The 12,486-nt window shown below is 62.7% G+C and carries 10 protein-coding genes; all 10 read right to left on the bottom strand.

What is annotated here, in order from left to right:
• Window positions 1-48 precede the first annotated feature (48 nt).
• A complete protein-coding gene (locus AOC05_RS02380) occupies window positions 49-1,248 on the bottom strand; it encodes an adenosine deaminase (RefSeq protein ID WP_082358106.1) in 1,200 nt (399 codons plus the stop codon).
• 34 nt (window positions 1,249-1,282) lie between these two features.
• A complete protein-coding gene (locus AOC05_RS02375) occupies window positions 1,283-2,146 on the bottom strand; it encodes a DedA family protein (protein WP_062005367.1) in 864 nt (287 codons plus the stop codon).
• A 143-nt stretch (window positions 2,147-2,289) separates the two neighbouring features.
• Window positions 2,290-3,621 (bottom strand): thymidine phosphorylase, encoded by a 1,332-nt coding sequence (locus AOC05_RS02370; protein ID WP_062005366.1) that lies wholly within the window; start codon window positions 3,619-3,621, stop codon window positions 2,290-2,292.
• Window positions 3,618-4,028 (bottom strand): cytidine deaminase, encoded by a 411-nt coding sequence (locus AOC05_RS02365; protein WP_062005364.1) that lies wholly within the window; start codon window positions 4,026-4,028, stop codon window positions 3,618-3,620. Before AOC05_RS02365 ends, AOC05_RS02370 begins: the two co-directional genes overlap by 4 nt.
• 10 nt (window positions 4,029-4,038) lie before the next feature.
• The gene (locus tag AOC05_RS02360) at window positions 4,039-5,334 is read right to left on the bottom strand and encodes an ABC transporter permease (protein WP_062005362.1); all 1,296 of its coding nucleotides are present in this window, start codon (window positions 5,332-5,334) and stop codon (window positions 4,039-4,041) included.
• On the bottom strand, window positions 5,331-6,575 hold the full coding sequence (locus AOC05_RS02355; RefSeq protein WP_062005360.1) for an ABC transporter permease: 1,245 nt from the start codon (window positions 6,573-6,575) through the stop codon (window positions 5,331-5,333). The genes AOC05_RS02360 and AOC05_RS02355 overlap by 4 nt, the downstream gene beginning before the upstream one ends.
• On the bottom strand, window positions 6,572-8,128 hold the full coding sequence (locus AOC05_RS02350; protein WP_062005359.1) for an ABC transporter ATP-binding protein: 1,557 nt from the start codon (window positions 8,126-8,128) through the stop codon (window positions 6,572-6,574). Before AOC05_RS02350 ends, AOC05_RS02355 begins: the two co-directional genes overlap by 4 nt.
• Window positions 8,129-8,236: 108 nt before the next feature.
• Window positions 8,237-9,352: a BMP family lipoprotein gene (locus AOC05_RS02345; protein ID WP_062005357.1), complete on the bottom strand. Its 1,116-nt coding sequence runs from the start codon at window positions 9,350-9,352 to the stop codon at window positions 8,237-8,239.
• A gap of 198 nt (window positions 9,353-9,550) precedes the next feature.
• Window positions 9,551-10,756 (bottom strand): amidohydrolase, encoded by a 1,206-nt coding sequence (locus AOC05_RS02340; protein ID WP_062005355.1) that lies wholly within the window; start codon window positions 10,754-10,756, stop codon window positions 9,551-9,553.
• 357 nt (window positions 10,757-11,113) lie between these two features.
• Entirely contained in the window at window positions 11,114-12,259 is a 1,146-nt protein-coding gene (locus AOC05_RS02335) for a mannose-1-phosphate guanylyltransferase (protein WP_062005353.1), read from the bottom strand.
• Between the last annotated feature and the right edge of the window lie 227 nt (window positions 12,260-12,486).

Below are 12,486 nucleotides of genomic sequence, written 5' to 3'. Positions count from 1 at the left end.
GCACCGCCACGGCGTCGGTGTTGGTATCAGTGCTTCTTGTCACCGGTGTCAGCCATGAACGTGGCCAGCGTGGTCTTCAGCGTCGCCGGAAGCATCACCGGAATCGTCGTTGTGAAACACGTCGTCGTAGCATTCGATGATGTAGTCGGCGAGCTGCTCACGGGCCTCGATGGGCAGGAACGCTGCGTGGACGGCGTTCAGTGTCAGTTCCAAGACGGTCTCGAAGCTGTAGCCGAAAGTGTCCATCAGCAGTTCGAACTCGCTGGTCAGGCTCACCCCGCTCATCAGGCGGTTGTCGGTGTTGACGGTGACGTTGAAGCCCAACTGGTGCAGCAGGTCGATGGGGTGTTCACCGATAGTGGTGCCAAAGTTGGAGATGGCGCCTGTCTGCAGGTTCGACGACGGGCACAGCTCCAGCGGGATCTCCCGGTCACGCACCCATTGGGCAAGATCGCCCAAGGTGACGGTGCCGACGTCGTGCCCGTCCTCCTGCTGGACGTCCAGGTGGATGTCCTCGGCAATGCGCACGCCGTGGCCCAGGCGCAGTGCCCGGCCGTGGACTAGGGCGTCCTGGATACTATCCAGCCCGGCACCCTCACCAGCGTGGACGGTGACGGGGAAGTTGTTCTCCGCCAGGTAGGTGAACGCTTCGGTGAAAAGGGAGGGCAGGAAGCCATCCTCGGCACCGGCGATGTCAAAGCCCACCACGCCGTTGTCGCGGTGACGCACGGCCAGCTGGGCGATCTCGGAGCCGCGGTCACCCTGGCGCATGGCGGTGACAATCTGGCCCACCTCGATATAGCCGCCGGCCTCGTCCACAAGGTCCATGCCTTCCTCCAACCCGTCCTGCACGGCCTCGACAGCTTGATCGAGTGAAAGACCGGCGGTGAGGTGCTGCTCGGGTGCCCAGCGAACCTCGCCGTACACCACGCCGTCGTCCGCCAGATCCTCCACGAACTCCCGCGCTACACGGACCAGGGCCGCACGGGTCTGCATGACGGCGACGGTGTGGTCAAAGGTTTCGAGGTAGCGCACCAGGGAGCCGGAATCCGCGGAGTCGACGAACCACTGGCGCAGCTCTTGCGGATCCGTGGCGGGCAGTTCATAGCCGGCCTCGGCAGCCAGTTCAATGATGGTGGCCGGGCGCAAACCACCGTCAAGGTGGTCGTGCAAAGACACTTTGGGCAGGGACTTGAGGTCAACGGCGGTTGAGGAATCGGAGCTCTGGGTGTCAGTTAGATTAGTCACAAACCCCACTCTAGGGATGTTGGCGGCGCCTGCGCTAGTTCTTGCCCGTGCCGTGCGCTACGGGCGTATCTTGACTTCCGCCAATCCCAGGACTTGCATGCACGACGCCGGCCCCAGTCACCTCGGTGACGGGCGGCGTTGCCGTGTTCGCTGCGGTGCCCATATCGGCATCCGGGGCTGCAGCTGGTTCACGCTCCCGGGCTTGCTCATGGGCTAGGGCCTGCGCCACGATCTGGGCGGCCCTGTGACCGGGTTCGTTGCGTGGCGCCACCTTTCCGCGCTTTTCCAGCAGGTGGTGCAAATACTTCATGGCATGGTCAACAATGAAGCCGATCACAATGGCGAATGCGATGGCGATACCCACTCCCAGCAGGGGATTGTGGTGGACCCAGCGGCCGGCGAAGGTGCCCACGGCCACCGAATAGCCTGCCCAGGTGACCACGGCGATGCCGTCCAGAATCACGAACCGGCGCCAGGGGAAATTTGTGGCGCCTGCTGAGAAATTCACGGCTATGCGGCCCACTGGAATGTAGCGGGCCGTGAAGATGAGGATGGCGCCGCGTTTTTCCAGTTCACGCCCGGCCCAGGCGAACGCCTTGGCGCCGCGGGGGCGCCTCATCCACTTGAACCGGCTGGTGCCCAGCTTTCGCCCCAAAAGGTAGGCGATATTGTCCCCGATGCTGGCCCCGATGCTGGCACCGAGGATGAGCAGCCAAATATTCGGCGAACCTATCCGTGCCGAGATGGACGCCAGGGCCACAATGGCCGTCTCACTGGGCAGGAAGAGGAAAAAACCGTCGATCAGACAAAACAGACTAACCAGCGGGATGATCCACCACTGGGCGGCCGAATGGGCAATCACAAAGTTGATCTGATCGATGATGTGCAAAAAGTCCACCGGGGATGTTTCCTCTCCTCTGGCGGTTGTCACTATCTAGTTTGTCACGCAATTGTGAAAGCAGGTATCCACCTTGCGGGGGATATTTGGCGGCGTTTTTTACACCCAGGGGATGACAACGCCACCTGTCCCCCGCCGGCACCTCAATCGATGCGTTCGATGATCAACTCGCGCAGGGGCGGCACATCTGTTGGTGCAATTCTTACAGCGCCGGCAAGCGCCTCTTTGGCCCGGTCGAATTTCTCCGGAGTATCAGTCAACAACGTCATCAGCGGCTCACCGGCACGCACCACGTCGCCCGGTTTGGCGTGCATGCGAACCCCCGCGCCGGCTTGGACTGCGTCTTCCTTGCGGGCCCGCCCGGCCCCCAGGCGCCATGCGGCCACCCCCACGCTCAGTGCGTCAAGTTCGCTTAGCACCCCGCTTGCCGGGGACAGGATGACTTCCGATTCCTTGGCTGCGGGCAGCGCCGCGTCCGGGTCGCCGCCCTGGGCGGCGATCATCTGCCGCCACACGTCCATGGCCCGCCCGTCCTTCAACGCGGCTGCCGGGTCGGCGCCGTGCACGCCTGCCGCCATCAGCATTTCCTCGGCCAGCCTGACGGTGAGTTCGACGACGTCGGAGGGGCCCCCGCCGGCCAGCACCTCCACCGACTCCTGAACCTCAATGGCGTTGCCCGCCGTCAGGCCCAGTGGCGTGGACATGTCGGTGAGCAGTGCCACGGTGTTAACACCGGCGTCCTTGCCCAGAGCCACCATGGTTTGTGCCAGTTCGCGGGCCATGGCCAGATCCTTCATGAACGCCCCGGACCCGACTTTCACATCCAGCACCAGCGCACCGGTGCCTTCGGCGATCTTCTTGCTCATGATCGAGGAGGCGATCAGCGGGATCGCTTCCACCGTTCCAGTGACGTCACGCAGTGCGTACAGTTTCTTGTCGGCCGGGGCCAGGCCGGCACCGGCGGCACAGATGACGGCCCCCACCTCGGAGAGCTGGCGCATCATCGCCTCGTTGCTGAGGTTGGCCCGCCAGCCGGGGATGGCCTCGAGCTTGTCCAGGGTGCCGCCGGTGTGGCCCAGTCCTCGGCCGGACAGCTGCGGGACGGCCACGCCGAAGACCGCCACCAGGGGCGCCAGCGGCAAGGTGATCTTATCTCCCACACCTCCTGTGGAGTGCTTGTCGGTGGTGCGCATGGGAGTACCGGCCGGGGTGCGGAGGCCGGAAAAGTCCATCCGCTCCCCCGAGGCGATCATGGCTGCTGTCCATTGGGAGATTTCCGCACGGTTCATGCCGTTGAGCAAGATGGCCATGTTAAGGGCAGCCATTTGCTCGTCGGCTATGGTGCCGCGGGTGTACGCGTCAATCGTCCAGGCGATCTGTTCGGCGCTGAGCGTGCCACGGTCCCGTTTGGTCCTGATGATGTCGACGGCGTCAAACGCCGCTCCCGCGTAGCGTGCCGAATCAGGTGTGTTCATGACGGGTTCTCCAAGTTCTTCGGGCCAAATGCGTCGGGCAGGATTTGCCCCATGGTCTTGATTCCATGGCTGGTCATCAGGACCATCCCGGGGGCGGCAAATTCATACAACAGCTGGCGACAGCGCCCACATGGCATCAGCACGGCACCGGCCTCATCCACGCAGTAGAAGGCGCTAATCCGGCCGCCGCCTCCCATGCGCAGGGCGCCCACCAGGGTGCATTCCGCGCAGAGGGTCAGCCCGTAGCTGGCGTTTTCCACATTGCAGCCGCTGATGGTGCGCCCGTCATCAAGCAGGGCTGCGGCACCCACGGGGTACTTCGAATAGGGTGCGTACGCGTTGCCCATGGCGGCGGTGGCCGCCTTCCGCAAGGACTCCCAGAGGACGTCGTCGATTTCAGTGGTCATGAAAAGTCCCCTATCCCTTGATGTACGGATCGCCGTCGGCCGCGGGAGCCCGCGACTTGCCGACGAATCCGGAGACGGCCAGGATGGTCAACGCGTACGGGAGCATGGCCAGAAACTGCCCGTCAATGGGAGTCCCCGCCAGTGAGAGGATGCTTTGCAGGTTGCCGGCGACACCGAAGAGCAGTGCCGCGAGGGCAGCACCAATCGGGTTCCAGCGGCCAAAGATCAACGCTGCCAGGGCGATGAAGCCCAGGCCCCCGGTCATGTCCTTGCTGAAACTGCTCACGGCCACGAGCGTGAAGTAGGCGCCGCCAACCCCAGCCACCGCCCCTCCGGCCATCACGTTCAAGAACCTGGTCCGGTTGACGTTGATACCCACCGTGTCCGCGGCCATGGGGTGTTCGCCCACGGCCCTGATGCGAAGCCCCCAGCGGGTGCGGAACAAGCCGAACCACAGCGCCACCACCAGGACCATCATGAAGTAGCCAATGATTGACTGCCGGAAAAGCATGGGCCCCAGGACGGGGATTTGGGACAGGAACGGGATGGGCAAATCCGGCAGGTGCACCGGCTGATTGTAGATGGCCACACCGTCGACCTTGGTCTTCATGATCTTCTCAAACAAGAACCCGGTCAGGCCCGACACCAATACGTTCAGCACCACGCCCACAATGATCTGGTTGACCACATATTTGATGCTGAAGGCTGCCAGCAGGAAGGACACCAGCATGCCGGCCACGGCGGCGGCGAAGAGGCCCGCAAACGCATTTTGGGTGATCGAGGCAACCAGTGCCGCGGTGAAGGCGCCGGCCAGCAGCTGGCCCTCAATGGCGATGTTGACCACGCCGGAACGCTCACACAAAACCCCTGACAGGGAGCCAAACACCAGGGGTGTGGTGATGAGCATGGCCCCGGCAAACAAGCCCACCAAGGTGATGTTTTGGGTCTTGGTCCCGCCAATGATCCACACCATCAAAGCAATGACGAAGACCACGGCAAACGCCATAGTCACCCATTTGGCCACGCGGGCCTGCTGCTTCAACTGGACCCAGGCCAAAACTGCCAGCCCCATCAGGACCAGGGAGGCAACCACACCGAAGGCCTTGGCCGGCAGCACCAGGTTCGGGACCTGCCAGGTGTCGTTGTCCTGGGATATGCGGAAGGTGGCGTGGCCCTCGGGGCCGAGGATGACAAAGAGCACCACCGCCACCAAGGCCAGCACTGCCAGCAGCATGGGAGTTCGCCAGCTGCGGATGGCCACCCGGTCAGCAAGTTTTGACGGCGCTGCCTTCGCTACGACGCTCATGCGTTGGCTCCTTCATGGCTAACTGCCTTGATTCGGAAGATGGAGCGGATCAGCGGCGGGGCTGCAATGAACAGCACAATCAGCGACTGCACTACCGCGACGATGTCGATGGAGACATCGGCGTTGACCGCCATGGAGGTCCCGCCAGCCTTGAACGCACCAAACAGGAGGGCCGCAAAAAACGTGCCCCATGGTTTGGAGCGGCCCAGCAACGCCACCGTGATGGCGTCGAAGCCGATGCTTCCGGCAATTTCGGAGTCGAGGGACTTTTCCGTGCCCGCTATTTGGCTTACCCCGGCCAGCCCGGCAAGGGCACCAGAGATCAGCATGACGGTGATGTAGCCGCGTGAGACCAGCATGCCCGCGGTACGGGCGGCCTTGGGGTTGGCTCCGATGGCCCGGTATTCAAAGCCCAGTGTGGAACGGTTCAGCAGCCAGTCCACAGCTATGACGGCCAGGACGGCCAGGATTAGCCCGGCGTGCACCCTAAAATTGGGTCCCAGCAACAGCGGGAACATGGCGTTGGCGTCCATTTGCGGGCTGATGGGGTTGGTGCTGTCCGGGGCCTTGAGCTGGTTCTTGAGCAGGTACAGGACCAAGGAAACGGCGATGTAGTTGAGCATAATCGTCACGATCACCTCGTGGGCGCCTGTCCGGGCCTTCAGGAAACCGGCAATGCCGCCCCAGATGGCACCGCCCAGTGCACCGGCAAGGATGACGGCCAGCAGGTGGACGACGGGGGGAAGATGCATTTGGAAACCAACGACGCCGGCAAACGTGGCACCCATGATGATCTGGCCCTGCGCACCGATGTTGAACAGCCCCGTGCGGAAGGCCAGCGTTACGGCCAGCCCCGCCAGGATCAACGGGGTGGCAAAAGTCAAGGTTTCAAAGATCCCCAGCTGGCCCTGCCAGGTCCGGGCGGTCGGGTCGTAGGTGGCTCCTCGCCACAACGCCCCGTAGGCCTCGGAGATGGACGCCCAGACGGCGGAAAAAGTTGCCCCGGGGTCGGCAAAAAAGTAGCTTGAGGAGGCTATTACCCTGGCGTCGGTGACGGCTATCAGGATTCCGCCGATCACCAGTGCCACAACGACCGCCAGCACGGAAATGATGGCGTTGCCGCTCATGATCTCCCGGATCACCTGCGTGGCTTGGCCGTCGTGCTCGTGCTTGGCGCCCTCGCCGTGTTTGGTAGGGCCGGCTTCCGGTGGGGGTGGCGAAATAGTGGGTGTTTCACTCATGGGCGTTCTCCCTTGTCTGTTGCCGCAGGGGCGTCCAACTGTGCTTGCGCGTCGGTAGCGTTCAGCCCGGCCATCATCAGCCCGAGCAGTTCGCGGCTGGATTTTCCGGGCACGATGCCCATGAGCTTGCCAGCGAACAGCACCGCAATGCGGTCCGCTAATTCAAGCACTTCATCAAGTTCGGTGGAGACGATGACAATGGGGGTGCCGCCGTCGCGTTCGGCCACGATCCGTTTGTGCAAGAACTCGATGGATCCCACATCCACGCCGCGTGTTGGTTGGGAGGCGATGAACAGTTTCAGGGGCCGGGCCAATTCCCTGGCCAGCACCACCTTTTGCTGGTTGCCACCGGAGAGGGTGTCGGCGGTTGATTGGGCGGACTGGGTCCGCACATCAAACTCGGCCACTTTTTCTGTAGCATTTTTCGCGATGACAGCCCGGTTCAGGGTGCCGGCACGGGAATATGGTGCCTTGGTATACAAGTCCAGGATCAGGTTCTCTGCGATGGAGAACTCCCCTACCAGCCCGTCATCCTGCCTGTCCTCGGGCACAAACCCCACGCCTGAGTCAAGGACTTCGCGCACGCTCTTGCCAACCAGTTCCTCACCGTGCAGTGTGATGGAACCCTTTATATGCTTGTGCAGGCCCAGCACGGCCTCGGTAAGTTCGGTCTGGCCGTTTCCCTGGACACCGGCGACGGCGAGGATCTCACCCGTGGCGACGGAGAAGGACACGTCGTCCAAAAGCCGTTGTCCGGCGTCGTTCATGACGCTGAGGTTCTTCACGATGAACGTGACCTCGCCGGGTTGGGCGTCGGCCTTGTTCAGGGTCAGGTTCACGGAGCGGCCCACCATCATGGAGGCCAGTTCTGTGGTGGCGGCCGTGGGTTCGGCGGAACCGACAACTTTGCCACGGCGGATCACCGTGATGGTGTCGGAGATAGCCTTGATCTCGCGTAACTTGTGCGAGATGAACACGATCGAGGTGCCACCGGCCCGCAGCTGGCCCATGATCTCCATCAGCTCGTCCGTTTCCTGGGGTGTGAGCACGGCCGTGGGCTCGTCCAGGATCAAGATTTTTGCGTTGCGGACCAGGGCCTTAATGATTTCCACCCGCTGCTGTACGCCCACGGGCAGGTCTTCAACCAGGGCGTCCGGGTCGACGTTAAAGCCGAACTTTGCGGAAATCTCGCGAATCTTCCTGCGGGTGTCCTCCAGGTTCAGGATGCCGGCAAATTTTGTGCTCTCCCCACCCAGGGCCACATTTTCGGCAACCGTAAACACTGGGACAAGCATGAAGTGTTGGTGCACCATCCCGATGCCCGCGGCCATGGCATCCGCTGGGCCGGAGAATTTCACGGGTTTCTCATCAATGAGAATTTCGCCGGCAGTCGGTTCATACAGGCCGTACAACACGTTCATGAGGGTGGATTTGCCGGCGCCGTTTTCGCCTAGGAGGCCGTGGATTTCACCAGAGGCAACCACCAGGTCAATATGGTCGTTGGCCACGAGGGCACCAAAACTTTTGGTGATGCCCCTGAGTTCTAGTTTCAAGGTTGTAACCCGTCTACGTAAGAAGGTGTGCGGAAGTGGTGGCTGAACCCAAGCTGCGCCGCACCGCCAGCAAACGCTGGCGGTGCGGCGCAGCAGGTCCAAGGGTTATTACTTGGGGCTGGCCTTCGAGGCAACCGTGATGGAGCCGTCGATGATGCCCTTCTTGATGGCGTCCAGCTGTGACTTGGTGTCCGCGCTGACGGCGGCGTCCAGGTCGTGGAACGGGGCCAAACCCACGCCACCGTTCTTCAGTGTGCCGATGTACGGTGTCGGGTCAAACTTGCCGGCCAGGTCGTCCTTGACGATGGTTTCCACTGCCTCGCCCATGGTCTTGATGACCGAGGTCAGCAGGATGGATTTGAAGGTCGGTGCGGTCTGGAAGCCGTCGGAGTCAACCCAGATGAGCTTGACGTCCTTGCCGTCCTTGTTCGCGGCCAGGATGGCATCACCTGCACCGGTGCCCAGCGGGCCTGCGACCGGCAAGATGACGTCCGCGCCATCGCCGATGAGGTTGTTGGTGGCCTTGGTGCCTTCCTGGATGATGTCAAAGGTGTTGGCGAAGACGCCCTGCTGGGTGTCAGCGTCCCAGCCCAGAACCTGGACACTCTTGCCCATCTTCTCGTTGTAGTACTTCACCCCTTCGGCAAAGCCGTCCATGAAGATCGTGACGGTGGGGATGTTGACACCGCCGAAGGTGCCCACCTTGCCGGTCTTGGAAACCGACGCGGCCGTGTAGCCGGCCAGGAACGCGGCCTGTGCCGTGTCGTAGACAATCGGCTTCACGTTGGGCAGCACGATGCTGTTGTCATCGATGATGGCGAAGTGCAGGTCCGTATTGGCCGTGGCCACCTTCTTGGTAGCATCTGCCAACAGGTAGCCAACCGTGAAGGTCAGTTTGCAGCCAGCGTTGGCCATCTGGTTCAGGTTTGGTTCAAAATCCGCTTTGGTGGTGGACTGGGCTTCCTTCATCTTGATGCCCAAATCCTTCTGGGTCTTCTTCAAGCCCTCATATGAGGACTGGTTGAAGGACCTGTCATCGAATCCGCCCGAGTCCGAGACAATGCAGCCCAGGTAGTTGGATGCGGCGTCGGTGCCGCTCGTGCTCCCACCGCCGGCAGGCGCTGGCGCCTGCCCGCAACCTGTCAAAAGGAGCGCCGTTGCTCCCAATGCCACGGTGCCGACGGTGGCTGTGCGCTTAAACGCGCCCAATAGTGATGTCTTCAAAATTCCTCCATAAGGTCTCAACTTGTATTCGCACAACCCACAGCGATAACACAATGTTAGTCAGTACACTAGTGGCAGTTTCAACCGTCCGGTAGGGCTCGGAGGGTTCTTGGGTGCATCGTTGGAGAACTGTTACCGAAGAGGTTTACGCCGCGCGCACTCAGCGCCCAACGCAGCGGCACGCATTCAGCGCGCCGCTCAGTGCGCCGGAGCCCGCAGGGTTCGCAACGCTGCGGCGCACAGCACCCGAATCCCCACCGCCAGGGCGCACTCATCAACAATGTAGTCGCCACGGTGAAGGTCGTATTCCTCGCCACCGGGGACATGGGTGCCAAGGCGCATCAACGAACCAGGGATTCCTTGCAGGAACCAGGCAAAGTCCTCCGCGCCCATGGACTGCGGGGCCAAAACCACTGACTCCTCCCCCAGTTCCGCACGGGCCGCCGCCTCGATCAACGCTGTTTCATGCTCGGAGTTGACCACAGGCGGCACTCCGCGGGTGTGTTCAAGGTGCACATCAACCCCGTAGGGGGCGGCAATCTGCGCCACCACCTCGTCGAGTAGTTCGCCGGCCGCATGCCAGGCCTCCCGGTCAAGGCACCGCATGGTCCCGGTCATGACGCCGTTGCCGGGGATCGCATTGGGGGCGGAACCGGCGTTGATAGATCCCCACACCATGGAGACGCCGCTGCGGACGTCCACGCGCCGGGACAGCACTGCCGGGACGTCGATGGCGATTTGTGCCAGTGCGAAGACCAGGTCCTCAGTCAGGTGCGGGCGGGAGGTGTGCCCGCCACGGCCGGAGAGTTCGATCTTGATGGTGTCTGAGGCGCTCGTGATGGGCCCGATGCGGGTGCCGATCTTGCCCACGTCGATCCGGGGATCGCAGTGCAGGGCCATGATGCGCGGCACCCCATCCAGGGCGCCCTGGTCGATGCAGGACAGCGCGCCGCCGGGCATGGTTTCCTCGGCGGGCTGGAAAATGAGGCGGATGCTCCCGCCTAGCGGGGAGGCTGCATGCATCTTGGCCAACACCAAGGCGATGCCCAGCATGGTTGCCGTGTGGAAATCATGGCCGCAGCCGTGAGTCACCCCGTGGTTGCGAGAGGCGTAGGGCAGGCCCGTCTCCTCGATGACGGGGAGGGCGTCGATGTCCCCGCGCAACGCCGTCGTAATTGGGCCCTCACCAATGTCGACCATGACCCCGGTGCCCTCAAGCCTGCGTGGCGCTAGCCCGGCCGCCAGGAGCCTGTCATAAATCACCGTGGTGGTCCGGTATTCCTGAAAGGAAAGCTCCGGGTGTGCGTGCAAGTCGCGCCGGAACTCGATGATCTCATCGATCAGGGGCTCCAGCCAGGGGCCGACAAGTTCTGTGGGTTCTGTTTCCAGCGAGTAATTGCGCACATCACAAACTCTAACCACCTACCTCAGCTGTGGCGTCATTGGCGGCGCCGCGTTACTTCACTGCAAGGCAGGGCGTGGCAAACGCGTGCTGGCCCACAGGGTTTGTTGGGCCCACAGCCGCGAGGGACCCGCTGCGAGCTTGCGAGCAGTGGGAGCCACGGGAAGCGATCTGTTGGGCCCACAGCCGCGAGGGACCCGCTGCGAGCTTGCGAGCAGTGGGAGCCACGGGAAGCGATCTGTTGGGCCCACAGCCGCGAGGGACCCGCTGCGAGCTTGCGAGCCACGGGAAGCGATCTGTTGGGCCCACAGCCGCGAGGGACCCGCTGCGAGCTTGCGAGCAGTGGGAGCGGCTGGGGACTACAGGACGTCGGTGTCGCCCTTGGCCTTCAGTCCGTCGACGGCGCGTTTGACCAACTGCGAATGCGCGCGGGTGGTGACCAGGAGCGCGTCGGGGGTATCAACCACCACCACGTCCTCAATACCGATCAAAGCGATGACCCGTTTGGTGTCGCTGACCACGATGCCGCTGCTGTCCTCACTGAAGACGCGGGCGCCCTCACCCATGACGGTGACGGCGTCGACTTCGCGTGCGTTGTTCAGGCGGGCGATCGCGGCAAAGTCTCCCACATCGTCCCAGCTGAACGTTGCCGGGATGACGGCGACGTCGCCGGCGTCGGCTGCCGGCTCGGCCACGGCGTAGTCGATGGCGATCTTAGGCAGGGTGGGCCACACCCGTTTCTTGACGGCGATGCGGTCGGGGGTGTCCCAGGCCGCGGCGATCTCCATGAGGCCCTCATAAAGCGCCGGCTCATTGGCCTTCAGATGGCGGAGCAACAATTCCACCGGGGCCACGAACATGCCCGCGTTCCAGTTGTAGTCGCCGCTGACAAGGTACTCGTGAGCAACTTTTTCGCTGGGCTTTTCCACAAACTTCACGACGGCGTGGGCGCTGGGGGCCCCGGCAATCTCCAGTGCCGCTCCGGTACGGATGTAGCCGAAACTAGTGGAGGCATGGGTAGGCTTAACGCCGATCGTGACGATCTTGCCTGTCGCGGCCGTGTAGATGGCCTCCTTGACGGCGTCCTGGAATTTTTCCACCGGGCTGATGACCTGATCTGCGGCAAAGGAGCCCATGATGGTCTCCGGATCCCGCAGGAACAAGATGGCCGCGGCCAAGCCGATCGCCGCTGCGGAGTCCTTGGGTTCGGTTTCGAGCACCAGGTCCTCGTCCGCCACCTCGGGCAGCTGCATACAAACGGCGTCGCGGTGGGCTTCCCCTGTCACCAGCATGACGCGGTTTCCGCTCAGCGGCTCCAGCCGGTCATAGGTTGCCCGTAGCAAGGTACTGCCGCTGCCGGTTAGATCATGCAGGAACTTCGGCGCCGCGGCGCGGGACAGGGGCCAGAGCCTGGTTCCGACACCCCCGGCCGGGATCACGGCGAAAAACTTCTCGAAGGGGTCTGTGCCTGGCTGGCCGGCGAGGGTCGAGCTTTGCGTATTCATCAACCCCAGCGTAATCGATGTGGCTAACAGAGCGTTGTTTCAGCGGAACTATCACCCCCGCGCCCTTGCTGGACATCCGGCGTCGTGCCCGTAAATTCCCGCGGCAGAGCACCGGCACCAGGCATTTGTGCCCGTCTTGTGATTTATTACACAGAGCAAGGAGCGCCTAAGTTGAATATGCTGTTAGCAAAGCCTAAATTTAGGCTTCAGTTATGAGTGCTCACGCC

This window comes from Arthrobacter alpinus, from assembly GCF_001294625.1.
GTDB lineage: Bacteria > Actinomycetota > Actinomycetes > Actinomycetales > Micrococcaceae > Specibacter > Specibacter alpinus_A.
The sequence above is the reverse complement of the archived record's forward strand: the minus strand, read 5'-3'. Positions and strand labels throughout refer to the sequence as shown.

Coding starts and splice junctions, on each gene's coding strand:
- AOC05_RS02370 (WP_062005366.1), bottom strand. CDS start 3,621: ATGAACACACCTGATTCGGCACGCTACGCGGGAGCGGCGTTTGACGCC.
- AOC05_RS02355 (WP_062005360.1), bottom strand. CDS start 6,575: ATGAGTGAAACACCCACTATTTCGCCACCCCCACCGGAAGCCGGCCCT.
- AOC05_RS02365 (WP_062005364.1), bottom strand. CDS start 4,028: ATGACCACTGAAATCGACGACGTCCTCTGGGAGTCCTTGCGGAAGGCG.
- AOC05_RS02335 (WP_062005353.1), bottom strand. CDS start 12,259: ATGAATACGCAAAGCTCGACCCTCGCCGGCCAGCCAGGCACAGACCCC.
- AOC05_RS02360 (WP_062005362.1), bottom strand. CDS start 5,334: ATGAGCGTCGTAGCGAAGGCAGCGCCGTCAAAACTTGCTGACCGGGTG.